This is a genomic window from Massilia sp. ZL223 (assembly GCF_018119395.1).
In the GTDB taxonomy this organism is placed as follows: Bacteria; Pseudomonadota; Gammaproteobacteria; order Burkholderiales; family Burkholderiaceae_D; genus Telluria.
The window spans coordinates 59,788-80,358 of sequence record NZ_JAGPWD010000009.1 but is presented as its reverse complement, the minus strand read 5'-3'; the positions used below and the strand labels follow the sequence as shown (position 1 = coordinate 80,358).

Here is a 20,571-nt window from a genome sequence, read left to right as displayed (position 1 = left end):
TCCGATTGAAGAAAGTTGTAGACACATCGGTCTAGACCAACTACTCTAGACCCCGTGCACACATTTCAAGAGGATCCCATGCCCCGCCCCGCCGACGCCCCCAAGCCCACGCCCGCCGAACTCGACCTGCTGCAAGTGCTGTGGCCCCTGGGCTCCGCCACCGCCAAGCAGGTGCACGAGGACATGCTCAAGACCCGGCCCGACGTGACCTACGCCACTGTGCTGCGCCTCATGCAAGTCATGCACGGCAAGGGCCTGCTGATCCGCGACGAAAGCGAGCGCTCCCACGTCTACGCTCCCGCCCATGCCCGCGATGCGCTGCAGACCAACCTGCTGCAAGACCTGATGCAGCGCGCCTTCGCCGGCTCGGCCAAGGCCCTGGTGCTGGCGGCGCTCAAGAGCGGCATCTCCAGGAAGGAGCGCGACGAGATCGAAAGGCTCCTGCGCGAAGACAAGCCGGAGAGCAAGGAATGAACGCCGCCGTCGTGGTGAGCGCGATCGGCTGGACCCTGGTCGACTTCCTGTGGCAGGGTGCGCTGGTGGCCTGCCTCACCGCCGCTGCGCTGGGCATGTTGCGCCACGCGCGTCCGGAACAGCGTTACCTGGCGGCCTGCATCGGCCTGCTCGCCTGCGTGCTGTGGCCGGCGGCGACGCTGGTGCAGCGCCTGCAGGAGGTGGGCGCCGAGCATGCGGACGCCTTCCTGCGGACCGGCCGCGCCGGCGGTGGATCGGTCAGCGGCATCGGCTGGGAGACCCTGGTGCAAGACCACCTGGCGTGGATCGTGCTCGGCTGGGCCGCCTGCGCCGCCCTGCTCTCCCTGCGCATGGTGGCGGGCCTGCTGTGGATACGCCGCGCCGCCGCGCGCGAACCGGTCGACGCCCTCTGGCAGGCGCGCCTGCAGCGCCTGGCCGAACAGCTCGGCATCACGCGCAGCGTGCGCTTGCGCGTCGTCGCCCATCTGGCCAGCCCGATCACGGCCGGCTGGTGGCGTCCGGTCGTGCTGGTGCCCGCCTCGCTGGTGTCGGGCATGGCGCCCAATCTGCTGGAAGCATTGCTGGCGCACGAACTGGCCCATGTCAAACGCCACGACTACCTGGTCAACCTGGTCCAGAACGTCGTGGAGACCCTGCTGTTCTATCACCCTGCCGTGTGGTGGCTGTCGCACCGCATCCGCACCGAGCGTGAGCAGATCGCAGACGATATCGCAGCAAGGACGCTCGGCGAACCGCGGCGCCTGGCCCTTGCGCTTTCCGAGCTGGAGAAACTCCAGTTTTCAACCCACCACCTGGCCCAAGCGGCCAACGGAGGAGATCTTATGTCACGCATCACACGCTTGCTACGTCCCGAAACGCGGGTGTCGAACTGGAAGGCGGCCATTCCCGCACTGGCGCTGGCGGCCATGAGCATCGGTGCATTCGCCCATGCCGCACCGGCCACGCCGAAGAAGCCGGATACCCATGCCCTGCTCGATTTCGCTTCCTGCGCCAAGCCGGTCTACCCGAAGGACTCGCTCGCGCAAAAGCAGGTAGGCACGGTCGAGCTGGACTTCCTGGTCGCGGCCGACGGCAAGGCGAGGGAAGCCAAGGTCGCCGTAAGCTCGGGCCATCCCGCCCTGGATGAGGTAGCCCGCAGCGCCATCTCGCTGTGCCGCTTCTACCCGGCGCGGACCGCCGGACATCCGGTCGAATCATGGGCCAAGGTCAAGTACGTGTGGTCCCTGGACTAGGCTGACTTTGCCGGCGAGGACGCTCGCCGGACAGGTCTGGGCGGCGCATGCCGCCCTTTTTGTTTTCCCCTCCTGCTCGCAAGCGCCGCCGCAGGCGAGCAAGGCGGCAAGCGCTCTCGCATGCCATCGTCAAGCCCGAAAAGCAAACAGCCCGCGCGATCGCTCGGCGGGCTGTCGGTCCGGGCGGCCGCTGCCGCCCCCTTTCACAGGATCAGACCGCCGATACGTCCAGCTCGCAGCCGGTCGCCGCCAGGACATCGTCCTTGCTGACGCCAGGCGCCAGTTCGACCAGCCTGAGGCCGGTGTCGGTCACGTCCATCACGCCCAGGTCGGTGATGATGCGGTCCACCACGCCCACGCCGGTCAGCGGCAGGTCGCACTTCTTGAGGATCTTGTGCGAGGTCGAGCCATCCTTGGCGGTGGCGACATGTTCCATCACCACGACCACGCGCTTGACGCCGGCCACCAGGTCCATCGCGCCGCCCATGCCCTTGACCATCTTGCCCGGAATCATCCAGTTGGCCAGGTCGCCGCGCTCGGACACCTGCATCGCACCCAGGATCGCCAGGTTGATCTTGCCGCCGCGGATCATGCCGAAGGAATCGGCCGAGCTGAAGTAGGCTGCGCCCGGCAGCGCCGTCACGGTCTGCTTGCCGGCGTTGATCAGGTCGGCGTCGACTTCCGCTTCCGTCGGGAAGGGGCCGATGCCGAGCAGGCCGTTCTCCGACTGCAGGAAGACCTCGATATCCTTCGGTACGTAGTTGGCGACCAGGGTCGGCAGGCCGATCCCCAGGTTCACGTAGAAGCCGTCCTGCAGCTCTTGCGCCGCGCGGGCGGCCATTTCATCACGAGTCCATGCCATGTTCTTGTCTCCGAAGTGATTCTCTAGTTCGCGCGCACGGTGCGCTGTTCGATGCGCTTTTCCGGCGTCGGGTTGTGGACGATGCGGTGCACGAAGATGCTCGGGGTGTGCACCTGGTCCGGATCGATCTCGCCGATCTCGACCAGCTTCTCGACTTCCACGATGCAGATCTTGCCCGCGGTGGCCACGTTGGGGTTGAAGTTGCGCGCGGTCTTGCGGAACACCAGGTTGCCCGCCTTGTCGGCCATGTAGGCCTTGACCAGGGACACGTCCGGCACCAGCGCACGCTCCATCACGTAGTGCTCGCCGTCGAACTCGCGGGTTTCCTTGCCATCGGCCACGATGGTGCCGTAGCCGGTCTTGGTGTAGAAGGCCGGGATGCCTGCGCCGCCGGCGCGCAGCTTCTCGGCCAGCGTGCCTTGCGGGGTGAATTCGAGTTCCAGTTCGCCGGCCAGGAACTGGCGCGCGAATTCCTTGTTCTCGCCCACGTAGGAGGCGATCATCTTCTTGATCTGACGCGTTTCCAGCAGCTGGCCCAGGCCGAAACCGTCCACGCCGGCATTGTTGGAAATGGCGGTGAGGTTCTTCACGCCGGAGTCGCGCAGCGCTTCGATCAGCGCTTCCGGAATGCCGCACAGGCCGAAGCCGCCGACGGCGATGGTCTGGCCGTCTTGAACGATACCGGCCAGGGCCGACTTCGCATCAGGATACACTTTGTTCATACCCGTCCCTTTTATAAATTAAGCCGAACAGCTCTTCTATACTGCAAGAGTAGATTCTCAGCATAAAATAGCCGACACCGAAGTTCAATACCGTAGAAATACGGGCCACCGCCGATGAACACAGCAGTCGACCCAGCTCAGACCACCCCATCTTACGCGATCGATTACGAAATGATTTTCCAGCACGCGCCGGTCGGCATGTGCGTTTCGGTCGACCGCGTGATCCAGTCCTGCAACGAAGCCCTGGCCTCGATGTTCGGCTATGCGCGCGGGCAACTCGACGGGCAATCGTTCCGCGTGCTCTATCCGACGATGGACGAATTCCTGCGCACCGGCGACCGCATCATCCCGATCATGAACGCCAGGGGGCGCTATTCGGACGAGCGCATCATGCGCCGCGCCAACGGCGAGCTGTTCTGGTGCCACGTGACCGGACGAGCCCTCGATCCCGCCCAGCCGCTGGGCGCCGGGGTCTGGACCTTCGAGGACGTGAGCGAGAAGCGGCCGGTGACGGCGGAGCTGACGCCGCGCGAACGCGAGATCGCGGCGCTGCTGGTGGAAGGCAAGACCAGCAAGATCATTGCGCGCGAGACCGACCTGTCGCCGCGCACGGTGGAAATGCATCGGGCCAGCCTGATGCGCAAATTTTCCGCCTCGACCTCTTCGGAGCTGGTGCACAAGCTGGTCGGCGTGACCAGGTAGCGCCACCTCCCCCGGCACGGTCTTCGGCCCCGGGCGCCCTGCGCCGTCTGCCGCGTGCCGGGCTCGCCTCGCGCGACAGCACCTGCCCTCCTCCCTCACCTTCCCACCAAGGCGCATCGCGTGGTCGGCTGCGCCGCCAAGCCTTGCAGGCCAGCGGTTTTCCTGACCGCCTTATTTGCGCCAACCATCCATGAATGACATGGCTTGTGGAATTAATATTGCCGAGCCAAGATTTTCAAAAGAAATTCATCTAGCCGCAATACATCAGCCAGCATAAATCTCGATTAGTTCGCAGAACAGGGACGCGAATGATTGACGCAATTCGAATAGGGGCGTCGTCAAACGCGGGACAATTTTCGGCATGGGTCATTGACGTTTGCTACGTGCATTTATCGAGGAGAAAATCATGCCGATGCAATATCCACCTCGGGCAATTTTCCGAAAGTTTATGCTTGCCGCCGGCTGCCCGCTGCTCGCGCTTTCGCTGGGCTTGCCGGCGCAGGCGTCCAGTCACCGAGAAGCGCCATTCATCACGACCCAGCCCAAGGTCGACGGCACCGATGTGTACGCATTCAACAGCTACGAACGCGGGCGCACGGGTTATGTGACGCTGATCGCCAATTACCAGCCGCTGCAGGATTCCTACGGCGGTCCGAATTATTTCAAAATGGATCCAAACGCCATTTATGAAATTCACGTCGATAATAATGGCGATGCCAGGGAAGATCTCACTTTCCAGTTTCGCTTCCAAAATGCTTTCCGTGGCATTACCCTGCCGATCGGACCACAGAATGTGGCCATTCCCCTGAGCCAGTCCGGGCCCGTGAATGCGCGGAATTCGCCGGCGCTGAACGTCAACGAGAAATTCTCGGTCACCCTCGTCCGCGGACACCGCCGGGGCGGCTATGCGGCGCCGCTCACGCGCATGGGAAGCGGCGCCACGCTCTTCGACAAGCCGGCCGACAATATCGGCACCAAGACCATTCCCGACTACGCCGCCTATGCCGCCCAGCACATCTACGAGGTCCAGATTCCCGGCTGCGCCACACCGGGACGTGTGTTCGTCGGGCAGCGCCAGGAAGGATTCGCGGTCAACCTCGGCCCCATCTTCGACCTGATCAACGCGCCCCTGTCCCTGATCACCGATCCCGCGCAGATCAACGCCGCGCCCAATCCGCTAGCCGACAAGAACATCACCTCGCTGGCGCTCGAGGTCCACAAGAGCTGCCTGCTCTCCCACAAATCGTCGGATCCGGTGATCGGCGTCTGGAGCACGGCCAGCGTGCGCCAGAACCAGCAGGTCAATCCCTACCCGCCGTCCGGACACCAGACCTCGGTCAACTACAGCGGCGGATTCGTCCAGGTATCGCGGCTCGGCATGCCGCTGGTGAACGAGGTGGTCGTCGGCCTGCCGGACAAGGACAAATTCAATGCCTCGGTGCCGGGCAACGACAGGCAATTCGGCAAATATGTCACCAATCCCACCTTCCCGAGGCTGGTCGAGATCGCCTTCGGCCTGCCGGCAGGGAGCGCCGCGCCGCGTAACCTGCCGCGCCAGGACCTGGTGGTCACCTTCCTGACCGGCATTCCCAACGTGAACCGGCCCACCAATCCAACGCCCTCCGAAATGCTGCGCCTGAACACGTCCATCCCCGCCGTGCCCTTCCAACAGCAGAACCGCCTTGGGCTGGTTGGCAATATCCTGGCCGGCGGGACGGATTTTGCCGGCTACCCGAACGGGCGCCGGCCCAAGGACGATGTCGTGGACATTACGTTGGTCGCGGCATTGGGCGGCTTGTGCATCGCGAACGGGAACAACAACGCCCTGGGCTTCGGCCCCGACTGCAACCCGAGCCAGGTGCCCCTGGGTGCGACCGCGCTCAGGCTGCATGACGCCGTCGACCAGGCCGCCCAGCCCTTCCTGCCCGGCTTCCCCTACCTGAATACCCCGATTCCTGGCGCAAGATGAGTCCGGCAATGTCGACGAAGGCGTTGGCGTCACATCCGCTGCCACATGCGGCGCCACACGCGGTGCCAGCTTCGGTGCGTCGTGCGCAGCTATATGCGGAGCCACATGGGGCGCCACGGTCAGGCCAGCTGCCGGCAGGCGAATGGCGCCTGTTCCGGCATCACCGGCTTGCCGCGGACAAGCAGCCTGACCGGCGCAGGCATACGTGGCCGCAGTGGCGCGGATTGCTGCGCGGGCTGCTGCGCAGCCTGCCGTGCGGCCTGCTTGCCGTCCTGGCGCTGTTTCCCCTGCCCGGGCAGGCGGAAGCCTTTTTGCCCAGCCGCGACAGCGAGGTGCTGGAGCGGCTGCCGGCACGCAGCGATCCAGGCCAGCGCGAGCTGGCCCGCATGCGCGCCGGCCTGCGCCAGGAGCCGGCGAACCTCACGCTGGCGGCCGAACTGGCGCGGCGCTACCTGGCCCTGGCGCGCAAGGACGGCGATCCGCGCCACCTGGGCTATGCCCAGTCGGTGTTGGGCCCATGGTGGAATATGCCGAGGCCGCCCGCCGAGGTGCAGCTGTTGCGCGCCACCATCCGGCAAAGCACGCATCAGTTCGATGCCGCATTGCGCGACCTGGACGAGCTGGTGCGCAATGACGGGAGCAACGCCCAGGCCTGGCTGACGCGGGCCACAGTACAACAGGTGACCGGAGACTTCGACGGCGCGCGCCACAGCTGCGCGCGTCTGCAAGGGATCGCGCCCGCACTCGTTGCACAGACCTGCCTTGCGGCCGTCGACAACCTGAACGGTGCGGCCCGGACCAGCTATGCGACGCTGCTGGCCGCGTACACGGCCCAGCGGGGGAGCCCCACCGAGGTCGACGAATGGGTGCTTACCCTGCTGGGCGAGATGGCCGCCCGGCGCGGAGATGCCGGCGCCGCCCGGCAGCATTTCGGGGCCGCGCTTGCGCTCGCGCCCACTGACGCGTACACGCTGGGCGCCTGCGCCGATGTGCTGCTCGACCAGGGCCAGCCCGGACAAGCCGCCGCGCTGCTGCGCGGCAGGGAAAAGGTGGACGCGCTCTTGCTGCGCCTGGCGATCGCACTCGACAGGCTCGGCGCCCCGGACGCGGCAGCGGCGCGGACTGCCCTGCGCGACCGGTTCCGGGCGGCGGCGCTGCGCGGCGACACGGTGCACCGGCGTGAAGAAGCGCGCTATGCCTTGCACCTCGAACGGGACGCCGGCGCGGCGCTGCGCCTGGCGCGCGCCAACTGGGCGGTGCAAAAGGAGCCGGCCGACGTTCGCATCCTGCTGGAAGCCGGCATCGCCGCCGGGAACAACGAGGCCGTGGCCGATGCGCTGTCCTGGATCGACCGGGTCGGCCTGGAAGATGCGGCCCTGGCCAGGCTGCGCGCCCAGGCCAGCGCCACACGAACGGCGCGCCTGCGATGATGACGCGCCTTGGCCTGCTCTTGCTGCTGGTGCTGGCCTGCATGCGGCCGGCGCATGCGCACAAGCCGAGCGACAGCCACCTGGTCCTGGACGTGCAGGGCGCCGAGGTCGAGGGGCGCTGGGATATCGCCTTGCGCGACCTGGACGCTGCCATCGGCCTCGACCTGGATGGCGACGGCGCGCTGACCTGGGGCGAAGTGCGCGCCCGCCATGGCGCGATTGCCGCCTATGCGTTGTCGCGCCTGGCCGTGTCGGGCGACGGCCAGGCCTGCCGCCTGAGCGCTCGCGAGCAGCTGGTCGACCGCCACACCGACGGTGCTTACACCGTGCTGCGCTTCCATGCCGCCTGCGCCCGGCCGATCCGTGCGCTCGACCTGGACTACCGGCTGCTGTTCGATATCGATCCCCAGCACAAGGGCCTGCTGCGCCTCGGGCGCACGGGAACGGTCCAGAGCGCGATCTTCGGCAACGACCATCAGCGCCAGCGCTTCATCCCGGCCACGGCATCCCGGCTCGGCCAGTTCCTGGACTACCTGCGCAACGGCGCCTGGCATATCTGGATCGGCTACGACCATATCCTGTTCCTGCTCTCGCTGCTGCTGCCGGCGGTGCTGCTGCGGCACGAGGGACAGTGGCGCGCCGCGCCCGCCTTCCGCACGGCGGCCGTCGACGTGGTCAGGATCGTCACCGCCTTCACGCTCGCGCACTCGCTCACCCTGAGCCTGGCGACCCTGCAGCTGGTCTCCCTGCCCTCGCGCTGGGTCGAATCCCTGATCGCGGCCTCGGTGGCGGTCGCGGCGCTCAACAACCTGTGGCCGCTGGAAGCCTTGCGCCGCTGGGCGGCCGCTTTCGTGTTCGGCCTGCTGCACGGCTTCGGGTTCGCCAGCGTGCTGGCGGACCTCGGGCTTGCCGGCCAATCGCAGGCGCTGGCGCTAGTGGGATTCAATGTGGGCGTCGAGCTGGGCCAGCTGGCCATCGTGGCGCTGTTCTTGCCGCTTGCGTATCACCTGCGCGCCACGGCTTTCTATCGCAGGATGGTGCTCACCGGCGGTTCGGCCGGCATCGCGCTGCTGGCGATGGTGTGGTTAGTGGAGCGGGCGTTTGCGCCATTGCTTGCGCCGCCAGGCGGGTAACTGCGTGGCGCGCTCTCAGGCGGGATCGGCCCGGGCCAAACGTGTGTTGAACGATGCGACCAGCGCAGCTTGGAAGGCTGCCGAACATGCTGCGACGAGACCACAGCGATTCTCTGGGTCCCGCCACCTGTGTCGCCCCTGCAAAGGCAAGGGGCTTCCCGCGATCAGCGGAACCAACTCACTCAGCCGCAGGCAACTGCGCCCGCAAAGCCTCCGGCAAGGGCGCCGACTTCTGCTTCGCAAAATCGACCCAGACCACCTTGGCCAGTCCTTCGGCATGCAGGTCGCCCGCCTGGCCATCCGCGCCCACCAGGCGAATCTCGTGCGACACCTCCACGCTCGAGCGCCCCGGCGGCGCCACGAAGGTACGCACCTCGATCTCGCCCGGATAGGTCAGCTGCTTCAGGAAATTCATCGAAGCATTAACGACCACCGGCCCTTCCCCGCGCGGCTCTGGCAGGCCACCCACGCTTTCCAGCCACGCGATGCGCGCCGACTCGATATACCGGAAATAGTTGGTGTTGTTGACGTGACCCATGGCGTCCATGTCGCCCCAGCGGATAGGCATGCGCATCGCATGCACGAACTTCTTACTGCTCATTGCTTCCTTTGTTTCCACACGCTTGTTGCGCCGCGCAGTGCGGCGCCGGTTGCGGCGCTGGCAGCGCCGATTACTGCGCCGTCATCCCGTCATCGGCCGTGATGATGGCGCCATTGATAAAGTGGGCTTCCTCCGCCGCCAGCAACAGCAGCAGCCCGTCGAGGTCTTCCGGCTTGCCGGGACGCTTGCGCGGCAAGGCGTCGATCAGCTTGCGGCCCTGTTCGGTATCAAAATAGTCCTCGTTCATTTCGGTCGAGATGTAGCCGGGACAAATCGCGTTCACGTTGATCCCGTACTTGCCCCACTCGACCGCCATCGCCTTGGTCATCTGCACCACGGCGGCCTTGCTCATGCAGTACACGCCGATCTGCGGCAGCACCCGCAAGCCCGCCACCGACGCGATGTTGACGATGCGGTGCTGCTTGCGCGGATCGCCCTTGGCGCGCGCAATCATGCGCTTGGCCGTCTGCTGGGCGACGAAGAAGGCCCCGCGCAGGTTGGTGTCCATGATGTAGGCGTAGTCGTCTTCGCTCACGTCGAGCAGTTTCTGGGTCGCCGACACCCCGGAGTTGTTGACAAGGATGTCGATCGGCCCGGCCTCGGTCTCGGCATGCGCGATCGCGGCCTTGATGCTGTCCAGGTCGGTGACGTCCAGGCGCACCACGTGGGCCGCGCCGCCGTCGGCCTCGATCTCCGCCCGCAATTCCTTGAGCCGCTCGACCCGCCGCGAGGCCAGCACCACCTGCGCGCCCGCCCCCGCCAGCGCCTTGGCGAAGCGCGCGCCCAGGCCGCTGGAAGCACCGGTCACCATTGCAATCTTGCCTTCGAAATTAACTTCAATCCCCACGGATGGCTCCCCGGCGCGATGCCGCGCGACCTTGTTGCGAAGCCATCATCATTACACAAAACATCAGTATTAGATTGCCGCATCTAATATTGCCTTTAAAATGGCGGCCGGAGTTGCAATCGGCAGAAAAAAACCGCACACTCGTGCTTATTTTACAGATTCTTATAAAAACCATGACAGAGCCAATCAATATTCTCGAACAATACGGACCGCGTGAAGCGATGGAGTACGACGTGGTCATCGTCGGCGGAGGCCCGGCGGGCCTGTCGGCGGCGATCCGGCTGAAGCAGCTGGCCGCGGAAAAGGGCCAGGAAGTATCGGTCTGCGTATTGGAAAAAGGCAGCGAGGTCGGCGCCCACATCCTGTCGGGCGCCGTCATGGACCCGCGCGCGCTGGACGAGCTGATCCCCGACTGGAAGGAAAAAGGCGCCCCGCTCAACACCGCCGTCACCGAAGACCGCGTGCTGTTCCTGACCGAGACCAAGTCCTACGCCACCCCGTCGTTCGCGATCCCGAAGGCTCTGACCAATCATGGCAACTACGTGATCTCGCTCGCCAACGTGGTGCGCTGGCTGGGCCAGCAGGCGGAAAGCCTGGGCGTCGAGATCTTCCCCGGCTTCCCGGCCGCCGAGATCCTGTACAACGAGGATGGCTCGGTCAAGGGCGTCGCCACCGGCAACATGGGCGTCAAGCGCGACGGCGAGCCTGGTCCGGATTTCCAGCTCGGCATGGAGCTGCACGCCAAGTACACGCTGTTCGCCGAAGGCTCGCGCGGCCACCTCGGCAAGCAGCTGATGGCCAGGTATGACCTGAACAAGGGCAAGGACCCGCAAACCTACGGCATCGGCATCAAGGAACTGTGGGAAATCGATCCGGCCAAGCACAAGCCCGGCCTGGTGATCCACACCGCCGGCTGGCCGCTGGACAACAGCACCTATGGCGGCTCCTTCCTCTACCACCTGGAAAACAACCAGGTCGCGGTGGGCTTCGTGGTCGGCCTGGCCTACCAGAACCCCTACCTGTCGCCCTACGAGGAATTCCAGCGCTACAAGACCCACCCGGCGATCCGCCACTTCTTCGAAGGCGGCAAGCGCATCTCCTACGGCGCGCGCGCCATCACGGCAGGGGGTTTACAGTCCTTGCCCAAGACTGTGTTCCCGGGCGGCGCGCTGATCGGCTGCGACGCCGGCTTCCTGAACACCAGCCGCATCAAGGGCAGCCACGCCGCGATCAAGACCGGCATGCTGGCCGCGGAAAGCGCCTTCGACGCACTCGCCGCCGGCCGCCAGGGCGACGAACTGAGCGCCTATCCGGAAGCCTTCGAGAAGTCCTGGCTGCATGAAGAACTGCACATCGCGCGCAACTTCAAGCCATGGATGGCCAAGGGCCTGGTGCTGGGCACGATCATGACCGGCATCGACCAGATCGTCTTCCGCGGCAAGGCCCCATGGACCCTGCACCACCAGCACGCCGACCACGAGTCCCTGAAACCGGCCTCGCAGTTCAAGCCGATCGTGTATCCGAAGCCGGACGGCAAGCTGACCTTCGACCGCCTGTCCTCGGTGTTCATCTCGAACACCAACCACGGCGAAGACCAGCCGGTGCACCTGACGCTCAAGAACCCGAGCGTGCCGGTGGACGTGAACCTGGCCACCTACGCGGGCCCGGAACAGCGCTACTGCCCGGCCGGCGTCTACGAGTTCGTCAAGACCGACGAAGGCAAGGACCGCCTGCAGATCAACGCCCAGAACTGCGTGCACTGCAAGACCTGCGACATCAAGGACCCGACCCAGAACATCGTCTGGGTGACGCCGGAAGGCGGCGGCGGTCCGAACTACCCCAATATGTAAGGGGTAGTTGCAGGGTCTTCCTGGACGCTGAACCAATCCCCTTCGCACGGCGCCAGCGGCTTCACGCCGTGCCGGAGGGTATTGAGTCAAGGCAATGTGGGAGCAGTCGCGACGGCTGAGTATGTGCGACCTGTCCTACGGCGCTCCCTTCCCCTCTCCGATTGCCGGGATTGCCAAGAAGCCTATGATGGGGTTTCTCGACACACTCAATGAGGAGACCACCATGGGTGAAAACAAGGGACATGGCACCAAAGGCCCGAGCTACGACCAGCTGAACGACATGGACACCAATGTCCAGCGCGACAAGCTGAACCAGGAGCAACAGGGCAACATGCAATCGGGGCGGCAATCCGGCAGCCAGCAGTCGGGGCAGCAACAGGGTAGCCAGCAATCCGGTCAACGGCAGCAAGGCAGCCAGCAATCCGGTCAGCAACAAGGAAGCCAGCAATCGGGTCAACGGCAGCAAGGTAGTCAGCAATCCGGCCAGCAACAAGGCAGCCAGCAGTCGGGTCAACGGCAGCAAGGCAGCCAGCAGTCCGGCCAGCAGCAGGGTAGCCAGCAATCGGGGCAACAGGGCAGCCAGCAACGCGGGCAGCACGCATCCGGCGGCACACCGGCGCTGGACGACCTGGATTCGCGACAAGGCGAGAGCGCGAAAGATGCGTCTCAAGCCTGGAGCCAGGACAACAGCATCGACAAGCAGCGCGGCAACCGCTAGTCGCTGAGCACTTCAACCACTACTACGGCGTCCTCGTGCGCCGTCAAGGGCTGGCCGCCAGCGCCAGCCTTTCCAGTTCGTCGGCAGACATCGGTCCGCCGACGACATACCCTTGCGCATAATCGCAGCCGGCCTCGCGCAAGAGCGTGCGCTGGAGTTCGGTCTCGACGCCCTCGGCCACCACCTTCATTCCCAATTTGTGCGCCATCGCGATGATGGCTTCGCAGGCCGCCAGCCCGTTGGCTTCGCGGTCCAGCGCGTCGACGAAGCCGTGGTCGATCTTCACGTAATCGAGCTCGTAGCGCACCAGGTGGGCCAGCGAGGAATAGCCGGCGCCGAAATGGTCCAGGGCCACCTGCAGGCCCATGGCGCGGTAAGGGCGCAGGCGCTCGATCACCGCATCCATTCCCTCCAGCAGCATGCTCTCGCCGATCTCGATCACCACGCTGCGCGGCCGCAGCGCGCGCTCCCTGAGGAAGGCCAGCCAGGCGTCGTACTGGCCCGGTTCGCGCTGGACCTGGGCCGGCGACTTGTTGACGCTTACCTGGAACTGGGGATCCACGTGCTGCTGCCAGTGCTGCACCTGGAGCGCCGCCTCGCGCAGCACCCAGTCGCCGATCTCGACCATCAGCCCGCTCGACTCCGCGAAGGGCATGAATTCTGCCGGGCGCAGCAGGCCGCGGCGCGGATGGCGCCAGCGCAGCAGGGCCTCGGCCTTGCGCACCCGCCCGCTGCGCAGCGACACGATCGGCTGGTACAGGAGTTCGAACTGGTTCGCCGCCAGCGCCGTGCGCAGCTCCGCCGCGATGGCCTGGCGCGCCAGCATGGCCTGCTGGGCGCCGTCGGTGTAGTAGCTGTAGCGGTTGCGGCCGGCGTGCTTGGCCACGTACATCGCCTGGTCTGCGCGCGCCATCAGGTCGCACAGCTGGCCGGCGTCGGCCGGATACAGCGCGATGCCGATCGAGGCGGACACCTCCGCCCGCTGGCCGTCGAGCACGAACGGGGCCGCCAGCGCATCGACGATGGACTGGGCGATCCGGTCGACGGTCGCGATCCGGTCCAGCCCGGACAGCACCACGGTGAATTCGTCGCCGCCCAGGCGCCCGATGGTGTCCGCGGCGCGCACGCAGGCTCCGATGCGCTGCGCCGCTTCGGCCAGCAGGCGGTCGCCGGCCGCGTGGCCGAGGCGGTCGTTCACTTCCTTGAAGCGGTCAAGGTCGAGGAAGAGCAGCGCCAGGAAGGCCGCGCTGCGGTCGACGCGGCGGATCTCCTGCGCCAGCCGGTCCATGAACATGTGGCGGTTGGGCAGGCCGGTCAAATCGTCATAGTTGGCGCGGCGCCAGATGCGCGCCGCGGCCTCGCGCTGGCTGGTGATGTCGTTGACCAGGGCCAGCGCGCCAAGATAGCGCCCGCCCGCATCGAACAGTGGATTGATGGCGACACAGGTCCACAGCGCGCCCCCATCCTTGCGGATGAACTTGAACTCGTAGCGCCGCACCTCGCCCTGGCGCCGCCGCGCGATGTTCCGCTCCAGCAGCGCCCTGCCCTCGTCGTCCATGAAACGGCCCACGGGCAAGTCGAGCACGTCCTCGATCTGGTAGCCGAGCAGCGCCGCCATGCGCGGGTTGACAAAGGTGGTGTTGCCGTGCGCATCGACTTCCCAGACGCCCTCGTCGGCGCAGTGCACGATGCGGCGCAGGCGCTCCTCGCTGCGCGCCAGCGCCTCCAGGCGACTGCCGGTTCGCTCCGCCACCACGCGGCAAGCACGCGTGCCGACGTCGTAGCTTCCCGTCAAACAAACCCAGCTTGCGCTGCCGTCCTGTGCGCGCAGCATCACTTCGCAACGCGGCTCGGGTTCCGCGCCGCGGGTGGCCATCAGGAAGCGGTCGAAGACGGGGCGGTCGGTGTCGGCCAAGGCCTCGCGCAGGCGCAGGCCGAGCGCGCGCTCGCGCGGCAGGCCCAGCATCCTGGCGCCGCACAGGTTGGCCTGCAGGATGGCGCCGTCCAGCCCCAGCAGGAAGAAACCGAAAGGCGCCAGCAGGAACAGCTCGTTGTAGCCGGCGGTGGGCTGGGCGGGCGGCGAAAACATGGCGTCGCCACCGGGCAGCGCGGCGGCCTCGGCGTCAGGGCTTGCCGCTTCCGGGGTGGAAGATGCAAGGGGCGGCCTTAGCTGGCCATACTCCATAATTCCTCCGCCAATCGTTGCCGACAGTCAGTATTTCCAAAAAGACTAACACTGGTCGATGATGCTGTCGAGATGTGTTGCACATATGCCAAATGCATTTCTACAACACTAGACAGCTGCTCAACGAGGCTGGTAGGAACGGTTGAGACGCAGCTCCGCGCGGCGCTGGAGGAATTCGAAGAACAGGCTCAGGCACCAGTAGATCGCGGCGGCGGCCAGGTACAGGGGCAAGGGCTGGAAGGTCGCGGCGATGACTTCCTTGGTCGCCAGCATCAGCTCGGTCAGGGCGATCACCGATACCAGCGAGGTGTCCTTGATCAGGCTGATCAGGGTGTTGCTCATGGACGGCACCGCCACGCGCAGCGCCTGCGGCAGGATGACGTAGCCGAGCGCCTGCCACCAGCCGAGTCCGAGGCTGAAACTGGCGCGCCACTGGCCTTCGCTGACGCTCTGCACGGCACCGCGCAGGCTTTCCGACAGATAGGCGCCGGCATTCAGTGAGAGCGCCAGCACCCCGGCCGCCACCGGCGTGAATTCGATGCCGATGCTCGGCAGGCCGTAGTAGATGACGAAGATCTGCACCAGCAGCGGCGTGCCGCGCATCACGCTCACGTAGAGCGAGGCCGGCAGGCGCAGCACGCGCCAGGGCGCGATGCGCATCAGGGCCACGGGAAAACCGAGCGCCAGCCCGCCCACCATCGAGGCGACGGCGAACAGCAGCGTATACCCGGCGCCGGTGAGCATGACCGGCGCCGCGTCGCGCAGCAGGCCGGCGAGTTCCAGCAGCGGCGCGCTCCAGGGGGCGGCGTCGGCAGGGGTCACAGGGGGCCGTTCACTTGGGTTCCTGGCTGGCGTCGGCGCCGAACCACTTGAGCGAGAGCTGCTTCAGGCTGCCGTCGGCGCGGGCGTCGTTGATGATCTTGTCGACCGCCGCCTTGAACTGGGGATTGCCCTTGCGCATGGCCACGCCCATGCGCTCGACCGCGCCCACGCGCGGACCGGCCTTGATCGGCAGTTGCGAATGCTTGAGCAGGTAGGACACCATCAGGCTGTCGTTGAGGGCCGCGTCGATGCGGCCGAAGGCCAGGTCCTGCAGGTTTTCCGGGGCCGCCGGATAGCTCTTCACCTCGACGCCCGGCACCGCCTTGATCTGCTGCTCGAACACGCTGCCCTGCCCCACGCCGACCTTGCGGCCCTTGAGGTCGTTGAGACTGGCGTAGGCCGCGCGCTCGTTCTTGCGCACGATCAGCTGGGGGCTCGAGTAGGTGTAGGGAACGGAGAAATCGAAGGCCTGCTGGCGCTTGGCCGTGATGCCGACCTGGCTGACGATGACGTCGTACTTGCCGGCCGCCAGGCCCGCCAGGATGGCGGCCCATTCGGTGGTGACGAATTCGGGCTTCAGGCCCAGCTTGCCCGCCACGAGGCGGGCGACGTCGACATCGTAGCCGGCCAGCTGGCCGGTCTTGGGGTCCTTGTAGTTGAACGGCGGGTAGGTGCCTTCCATCGCGATGCGCAGGGTGCCGCGCGCCTTCGCTTCCGTCATCAGGTCGGCCGCCACCGCCGGCAGCGCCAGGAGCACGCCGCTTGCCAGACCGAGGGCGAGCGCCGCGCGCCGACCCCGCTTCGTCACTTGCTTGCCCATCACTTTACTCCGAACAATATCGAGCTGACTTTATAACCGAAAACCGGCTTGGGTGCCTAGCGAGGGGCGGGTTTGGTCACCAGGCGCGCCGGCCCTGCGAGCCGAAATGGTGGCCGGTGACGAGCGTGGTGCTCTCGACCAGCATCGACAGTCCCAGAATCAGCTGGACCAGCCTGTCGTCGGGCAGGACCCAGATCTGCCCGCGCGGCGGCTCGGCGCCGGTGGCGGCCGAGATCAGGGGCGCGATCCAGGAGGCGTCGGGCTCGACGTCGAGGATGACCGCGTCGGCGGTGGTCTGCATGTAGATGTTGCCGCCTTCGCCGAGCGTGAAGCAGATGCCGACGCCGGTTTCCTGGGGCTTGACGGTCTCCTGCAGGAAGCGGTTGTGCTCGTCGATCCAGAGTTCGACGTCCTGCGGCGTCTCGAGGGGAGTCCAGAGGCGGGGTTTGAAGCGGGGCGAATCGGGTTGGGTGGTCATGTGCTGCGTTTGAATGAGGTCGAACGCTATCTTACGGGATTATATGGGCTTCGAGGTAGGAGTAACGGCTGCGGCCTGCACGCAAACCCGAGACCCCATCAACTAAGGTCCAGCGTCACCAGATTGACCTGCACGCTGCCGCCTTCAATCAACAACTCCCCCACCGAAATCGGCAAGGAAAACCTCCTCGGCCCCGCACTCCCCGGATTCACATACAGCACGCCATGCTTCTCCACACAAGCCGGCTTGTGCGAATGCCCCGCCACCACGACGCGCACGCCATCCGCCGCAGGATCGCCCTCCAGCTCCTTGAGATCGTGAATCATGTAGATGCCGACGCCGCCCAGGTCCAGGCGCACGGTATGCGGCAAGCCCTCGGCCCAGGCGCCGCGGTCGTTATTGCCGCGCACCGCCGTCAGGGGCGCGATCCCGGCAAGCCGGTCGAGGATGTCGGGCGCGACGATGTCGCCCGCGTGGAGGATATGGGCGCTGCCCCGCAGGAAGTCCAGCGCCTGCGGGCGCAGCAGCCCGTGCGTGTCGGAGATCAGTCCGACCCGCATGCCTTACAAGCCGCGCTTGCTGCCGGCCATCTTGGCCGTGGTGTAGACCGAATACAGCGCCGCCACGCCCACCAGCACATAGACCACCCGGGTCGCCGGGCTGCCCGGTCCGAACAAGGTCGCGACCATGTCGACATCGAACAGGCCGACCATGCCCCAGTTCAGGCCACCGATGATCAGGAGCGCCATCGCCAGGTAATCCAGCCCGGACATCGCGGAGCGGGTATGTGGACGCATGGACACCCGGCGCTCGCCGGTGGTCCTGCGGTCCATCGTTGGTGCGTTCATTGTTGCCATCACAGCCTCCTTAATTTAAGGAAATGATTAGCCAGGGTCTGGCCCCCTGACCATGACAACAAATACTAGCGCAAGTTCTTTGCGCCCCTCGCACGCGTCCGGATCAGCCTTTCCAGGTGCGCTGCAGGCCGGTATCGGCGTGGATCCAGCCGCCCTTCGGGCCGGAGCGGTAGTAGTAGCCGACCCCGCCCTGGCGGAAACTGCGGATCAGGCCGCCCAGCACTTCCTCGTTGAGGGCGGCGACGCGGATGTCGGCCGCCTTGCCCAGCATGTGCAGCGACTTGCGCGCGGCCGGGACGCCCTCTTCGATCAGGCGCTTGTTCGACGCTTCGGTGCGGTAGCCCGACAGGATCTCGAGCGGCTGGGTCAGGCCGTAGCGGGCGATGAAGGCCTGGGTGCCCCAGAGCATTTCGAGCAGCTTGGGATCGATCGGCGCCGTTTCGCGGCCGTTGACGTCGCGCAGCAGGTGGCAGAGTTCCTGGTAGGCCGAGTCGATGACCTCGCCGTCCTTCCAGTACAGCACCTTGGCGCGCTCGCCGCTGGCGGGACGCACGACCGACAGGGTGCGCGGCTTGACCCAGAAATCCAGGTCGAGCAATTGCGCATCGAACAAATCCGGCGGCGGCGACATCTCGGTGGTGGACGATGCGGCGGCGGCAATCTGAGCGCCAAGGGCGCCAAGGGCGCACAGGCCGGCGCCCTGTTTCAGGAAATCTCTACGTGAAGCCATAACGAACTCATCAATGCGAGACGCGTACTATAGCTGAAGGCAGGAGCACGTAAAAGCTGGAAACACGCCGAGAAGCGTTGTAGATGGGAATCTAGAGGCGGGATATGTTGCTTATCCGCTGCAGTTGCAGAAACGCTTGCGCGCGGCGCCCTCTTCAAGCTGGCAATCCTGGTCGAGCCGTTTCCAGAGCAGGTCGCATTCGAGGCCGAAGCAGGACGTTTCCTTGCCGGCATTGAGGTAGCCGTGGCGCTCGAAAAAAGCGCTGGCGCCAGCCGGGCTGTGCAGGAAGAGCTTGTTGATATTCCAGGTGCGGGCCTGCTCCTCGACGGCGGCCAGCAGCGCGCGGCCAACGCCGCAGCGCAAGGCTTCGGGCAGCACGTAGCACAGGGCCACCTTGCCGGCCTGGGTCAGCAAGGCCAGGCCGACCAGCTGGCCTTCGCTTTCGGCGACCAGGGCGAAATTGCTGGGCGTGGAGAACCAGGTGGCGACGGTGGCCGGAGTCTTGTTGCCGAGCCAGGGGCCGAGTACCTCCGGGTCGTCGCGGTGGTCGTCCCGGCGCCCCTCTTCGATCGAGCGGCGCAGCAGGGAGCAGGCGGCAGGCGCGTCCCCGGGGGCGGCCTTGCGAATGTCAATACGGGTGGACATCAATCATCAACGTTGGAAACATAACGAACGGGCGCCGCCGGCGCGTCGCAAGGCCTCGACTATACACAAAAGGGGGAGGCTCTGCTTTCGCACTGCACAATGGGGAACGCGCGTGCGTAAGCCGTATATGGTTATGACAAATCTGTCGTTCCGTTCCGGTGCGAAATTGCGGAACATGGTCCTTGTGCACTATTAATTTCCTAAGCGAGAAGAACATGACGACTTCCCCGAATTCCCTGCGCCGCTGGATCCTGACCCTGGCCCTGGGCGCCGCCCTGCCCCTGCAAGCCAGCGCGGCCGACACCGAGCTGCTCAACGTTTCCTACGACGTGGCGCGCGAACTCTACAAGGACATCAACCCGGCCTTCATCGCAACCTACAAGAAGCAGACCGGGGAAACGGTCAGCGTCAAGCAGTCGCATGGCGGTTCGAGCAAGCAGGCACGCGCCGTCGCCGACGGCCTGGAAGCCTCGGTGGTGACCATGAACCAGGCCAACGACATCGACATGCTGGCCGAGCGCGGCCTGGTGACGAAGGATTGGGCCAAGAAGTTCCCGAACAATGCCGCCCCGTATTACTCGACCATGGTCTACCTGGTCCGCAAGGGCAACCCGAAGCAGATCCGCAACTGGGAAGACCTGGCCCGCCCCGGCGTGCAGGTCATCATCCCGAATCCGAAGACCGCGGGCAATGGCCGCTACACCTACCTGGCCGCCTGGGGCTCGGTGCTGAAGAAAGGCGGCAACGACCAGCAGGCGCGCGACCTGGTGGGCCGCATCTTCAAGAACGTGCCGATCCTGGACGCCGGCGGCCGCGCCGCCACCACCACCTTCACCCAGCGCCAGATCGGCGACGTGCTGGTGACCTTCGAGAACGAAGTGAGCATGGTGCGCGCCGAGTTTGGCGACAACTTCGAAGTGGTCTACCCGTCGGTCTCGATCCTGGCCGAGTCGCCGGTGGCCGTGGTCGACAAGGTGGTCGACCGCCGCAACCTGCGCAAGCCCGCGACCGCCTACCTGAACTTCCTGTACTCGCCGCAAGGCCAGGAAATCGGCGCCAAGCACTTCCTGCGCGTGCGTAACGAAGCGGTGATGAAGAAGTACGCGGCCAACTACAAGCCGATCACCCTGTTCACGGTGGACGAGCTGTTCGGCGGCTGGCAGAAGGCGCAGGACCGCCACTTCGACGACGGCGGCGAATTCGACAAGATCTACCAGTCGAAGTAAGCGCCTGGCGTCCTTACGATTGTGTCACAAGCCCTGCCGTGTGCAGGGCTTGTCGTTTCTGGAGTCGAGGTATACTGCTGAGCAGCTTTGTAGTGCGCTCGACAAGGAATGACGCATGTACGCCATATTTTCTGCGATAAATGCCCTTTCCAAGGGCGATTTTGCTTGTACGCCATAGACATGCGCGGCGGAGTGGTGCTATCGTCCTTCCTGTAGTTGCCCTACAGATAGATGTTGATTGTGCGCC

At 65.6% G+C, this 20,571-nt stretch carries 21 protein-coding genes; 9 read left to right on the top strand and 12 right to left on the bottom strand.

Annotated features, from left to right (window positions below; genetic code table 11):
- The first annotated feature begins 78 nt into the window (after nt 1-78).
- On the top strand, nt 79-474 hold the full coding sequence (locus KBW95_RS08470; protein ID WP_211524336.1) for a BlaI/MecI/CopY family transcriptional regulator: 396 nt from the start codon (nt 79-81) through the stop codon (nt 472-474).
- Nucleotides 471-1,727, top strand: a complete 1,257-nt coding sequence (locus KBW95_RS08465) for a M56 family metallopeptidase (RefSeq protein ID WP_211527971.1) — start codon at nt 471-473, stop codon at nt 1,725-1,727. Before KBW95_RS08470 ends, KBW95_RS08465 begins: the two co-directional genes overlap by 4 nt.
- Nucleotides 1,728-1,938: 211 nt before the next feature.
- On the opposite strand, the gene KBW95_RS08460 is transcribed toward KBW95_RS08465, so the two are convergent.
- Both KBW95_RS08460 and KBW95_RS08455 read right to left on the bottom strand, forming a co-directional pair.
- Nucleotides 1,939-2,589: a 3-oxoacid CoA-transferase subunit B gene (locus KBW95_RS08460; protein WP_211527970.1), complete on the bottom strand. Its 651-nt coding sequence runs from the start codon at nt 2,587-2,589 to the stop codon at nt 1,939-1,941.
- 23 nt (nt 2,590-2,612) lie between these two features.
- A complete protein-coding gene (locus KBW95_RS08455; RefSeq protein WP_211524339.1) occupies nt 2,613-3,311 on the bottom strand; it encodes a CoA transferase subunit A in 699 nt (232 codons plus the stop codon).
- 171 nt (nt 3,312-3,482) lie between these two features.
- On the opposite strand from KBW95_RS08455, the gene KBW95_RS08450 reads away from it, so the two are divergent.
- The 4 genes from KBW95_RS08450 (at nt 3,483) to KBW95_RS08435 (ending at nt 8,545) form a co-directional block, all read left to right on the top strand.
- A complete protein-coding gene (locus KBW95_RS08450; RefSeq protein ID WP_307727642.1) occupies nt 3,483-4,013 on the top strand; it encodes a PAS and helix-turn-helix domain-containing protein in 531 nt (176 codons plus the stop codon).
- A 406-nt stretch (nt 4,014-4,419) separates the two neighbouring features.
- Nucleotides 4,420-5,982, top strand: coding sequence for a DUF4331 domain-containing protein (locus KBW95_RS08445; RefSeq protein ID WP_307727641.1), 1,563 nt, complete (start codon nt 4,420-4,422; stop codon nt 5,980-5,982).
- A 311-nt stretch (nt 5,983-6,293) separates the two neighbouring features.
- On the top strand, nt 6,294-7,412 hold the full coding sequence (locus KBW95_RS08440; RefSeq protein ID WP_229429628.1) for a hypothetical protein: 1,119 nt from the start codon (nt 6,294-6,296) through the stop codon (nt 7,410-7,412).
- On the top strand, nt 7,409-8,545 hold the full coding sequence (locus tag KBW95_RS08435) for a HupE/UreJ family protein (protein ID WP_373888774.1): 1,137 nt from the start codon (nt 7,409-7,411) through the stop codon (nt 8,543-8,545). Before KBW95_RS08440 ends, KBW95_RS08435 begins: the two co-directional genes overlap by 4 nt.
- 178 nt (nt 8,546-8,723) lie before the next feature.
- On the opposite strand, the gene KBW95_RS08430 is transcribed toward KBW95_RS08435, so the two are convergent.
- Together KBW95_RS08430 and KBW95_RS08425 are read right to left on the bottom strand one after the other, a co-directional pair.
- Nucleotides 8,724-9,146 (bottom strand): acyl-CoA thioesterase, encoded by a 423-nt coding sequence (locus KBW95_RS08430; RefSeq protein ID WP_211527968.1) that lies wholly within the window; start codon nt 9,144-9,146, stop codon nt 8,724-8,726.
- 70 nt (nt 9,147-9,216) lie between these two features.
- Complete coding sequence (locus KBW95_RS08425; RefSeq protein WP_211524342.1) at nt 9,217-9,993, bottom strand: SDR family oxidoreductase; 777 nt, start codon at nt 9,991-9,993, stop codon at nt 9,217-9,219.
- 173 nt (nt 9,994-10,166) lie between these two features.
- Here KBW95_RS08425 and KBW95_RS08420 point away from each other — a divergent pair, with 173 nt between their 5' ends.
- Both KBW95_RS08420 and KBW95_RS08415 read left to right on the top strand, forming a co-directional pair.
- Nucleotides 10,167-11,843, top strand: coding sequence for an electron transfer flavoprotein-ubiquinone oxidoreductase (locus KBW95_RS08420; RefSeq protein WP_211524343.1), 1,677 nt, complete (start codon nt 10,167-10,169; stop codon nt 11,841-11,843).
- Between the two features lie 121 nt (nt 11,844-11,964).
- On the top strand, nt 11,965-12,561 hold the full coding sequence (locus tag KBW95_RS08415; RefSeq protein WP_211524344.1) for a hypothetical protein: 597 nt from the start codon (nt 11,965-11,967) through the stop codon (nt 12,559-12,561).
- A 43-nt stretch (nt 12,562-12,604) separates the two neighbouring features.
- On the opposite strand, the gene KBW95_RS08410 is transcribed toward KBW95_RS08415, so the two are convergent.
- The 8 genes from KBW95_RS08410 to KBW95_RS08375 all read right to left on the bottom strand — a co-directional run bounded on the left by KBW95_RS08410 (nt 12,605) and on the right by KBW95_RS08375 (nt 19,098).
- Nucleotides 12,605-14,650 (bottom strand): bifunctional diguanylate cyclase/phosphodiesterase, encoded by a 2,046-nt coding sequence (locus tag KBW95_RS08410; protein ID WP_229429627.1) that lies wholly within the window; start codon nt 14,648-14,650, stop codon nt 12,605-12,607.
- 216 nt (nt 14,651-14,866) lie between these two features.
- Complete coding sequence (locus KBW95_RS08405; protein WP_211527998.1) at nt 14,867-15,529, bottom strand: amino acid ABC transporter permease; 663 nt, start codon at nt 15,527-15,529, stop codon at nt 14,867-14,869.
- 49 nt (nt 15,530-15,578) lie between these two features.
- Complete coding sequence (locus tag KBW95_RS08400; RefSeq protein WP_211524346.1) at nt 15,579-16,388, bottom strand: transporter substrate-binding domain-containing protein; 810 nt, start codon at nt 16,386-16,388, stop codon at nt 15,579-15,581.
- A 76-nt stretch (nt 16,389-16,464) separates the two neighbouring features.
- Nucleotides 16,465-16,866, bottom strand: coding sequence for a hypothetical protein (locus KBW95_RS08395; protein ID WP_211527966.1), 402 nt, complete (start codon nt 16,864-16,866; stop codon nt 16,465-16,467).
- A gap of 98 nt (nt 16,867-16,964) precedes the next feature.
- On the bottom strand, nt 16,965-17,426 hold the full coding sequence (locus KBW95_RS08390) for a metallophosphoesterase family protein (RefSeq protein WP_211524348.1): 462 nt from the start codon (nt 17,424-17,426) through the stop codon (nt 16,965-16,967).
- 3 nt (nt 17,427-17,429) lie between these two features.
- Nucleotides 17,430-17,723, bottom strand: a complete 294-nt coding sequence (locus tag KBW95_RS08385; protein WP_211524349.1) for a DUF378 domain-containing protein — start codon at nt 17,721-17,723, stop codon at nt 17,430-17,432.
- Between the two features lie 103 nt (nt 17,724-17,826).
- Entirely contained in the window at nt 17,827-18,453 is a 627-nt protein-coding gene (locus KBW95_RS08380; protein ID WP_211524350.1) for a DUF882 domain-containing protein, read from the bottom strand.
- Between the two features lie 111 nt (nt 18,454-18,564).
- A complete protein-coding gene (locus KBW95_RS08375; RefSeq protein WP_211524351.1) occupies nt 18,565-19,098 on the bottom strand; it encodes a GNAT family N-acetyltransferase in 534 nt (177 codons plus the stop codon).
- 215 nt (nt 19,099-19,313) lie between these two features.
- Here KBW95_RS08375 and KBW95_RS08370 point away from each other — a divergent pair, with 215 nt between their 5' ends.
- Nucleotides 19,314-20,324, top strand: coding sequence for a sulfate ABC transporter substrate-binding protein (locus KBW95_RS08370; RefSeq protein ID WP_211524352.1), 1,011 nt, complete (start codon nt 19,314-19,316; stop codon nt 20,322-20,324).
- Nucleotides 20,325-20,571: the final 247 nt, after the last annotated feature.

Coding starts and splice junctions, on each gene's coding strand:
- KBW95_RS08375 (WP_211524351.1), bottom strand. CDS start 19,098: ATGTCCACCCGTATTGACATTCGCAAGGCCGCCCCCGGGGACGCGCCT.
- KBW95_RS08385 (WP_211524349.1), bottom strand. CDS start 17,723: ATGGCAACAATGAACGCACCAACGATGGACCGCAGGACCACCGGCGAG.
- KBW95_RS08410 (WP_229429627.1), bottom strand. CDS start 14,650: ATGTTTTCGCCGCCCGCCCAGCCCACCGCCGGCTACAACGAGCTGTTC.
- KBW95_RS08460 (WP_211527970.1), bottom strand. CDS start 2,589: ATGGCATGGACTCGTGATGAAATGGCCGCCCGCGCGGCGCAAGAGCTG.
- KBW95_RS08430 (WP_211527968.1), bottom strand. CDS start 9,146: ATGAGCAGTAAGAAGTTCGTGCATGCGATGCGCATGCCTATCCGCTGG.
- KBW95_RS08465 (WP_211527971.1), top strand. CDS start 471: ATGAACGCCGCCGTCGTGGTGAGCGCGATCGGCTGGACCCTGGTCGAC.
- KBW95_RS08450 (WP_307727642.1), top strand. CDS start 3,483: ATGATTTTCCAGCACGCGCCGGTCGGCATGTGCGTTTCGGTCGACCGC.
- KBW95_RS08380 (WP_211524350.1), bottom strand. CDS start 18,453: ATGGCTTCACGTAGAGATTTCCTGAAACAGGGCGCCGGCCTGTGCGCC.
- KBW95_RS08420 (WP_211524343.1), top strand. CDS start 10,167: ATGACAGAGCCAATCAATATTCTCGAACAATACGGACCGCGTGAAGCG.
- KBW95_RS08370 (WP_211524352.1), top strand. CDS start 19,314: ATGACGACTTCCCCGAATTCCCTGCGCCGCTGGATCCTGACCCTGGCC.
- KBW95_RS08400 (WP_211524346.1), bottom strand. CDS start 16,388: ATGGGCAAGCAAGTGACGAAGCGGGGTCGGCGCGCGGCGCTCGCCCTC.
- KBW95_RS08455 (WP_211524339.1), bottom strand. CDS start 3,311: ATGAACAAAGTGTATCCTGATGCGAAGTCGGCCCTGGCCGGTATCGTT.
- KBW95_RS08395 (WP_211527966.1), bottom strand. CDS start 16,866: ATGACCACCCAACCCGATTCGCCCCGCTTCAAACCCCGCCTCTGGACT.
- KBW95_RS08435 (WP_373888774.1), top strand. CDS start 7,409: ATGATGACGCGCCTTGGCCTGCTCTTGCTGCTGGTGCTGGCCTGCATG.
- KBW95_RS08470 (WP_211524336.1), top strand. CDS start 79: ATGCCCCGCCCCGCCGACGCCCCCAAGCCCACGCCCGCCGAACTCGAC.
- KBW95_RS08445 (WP_307727641.1), top strand. CDS start 4,420: ATGCCGATGCAATATCCACCTCGGGCAATTTTCCGAAAGTTTATGCTT.
- KBW95_RS08415 (WP_211524344.1), top strand. CDS start 11,965: ATGTGCGACCTGTCCTACGGCGCTCCCTTCCCCTCTCCGATTGCCGGG.
- KBW95_RS08390 (WP_211524348.1), bottom strand. CDS start 17,426: ATGCGGGTCGGACTGATCTCCGACACGCACGGGCTGCTGCGCCCGCAG.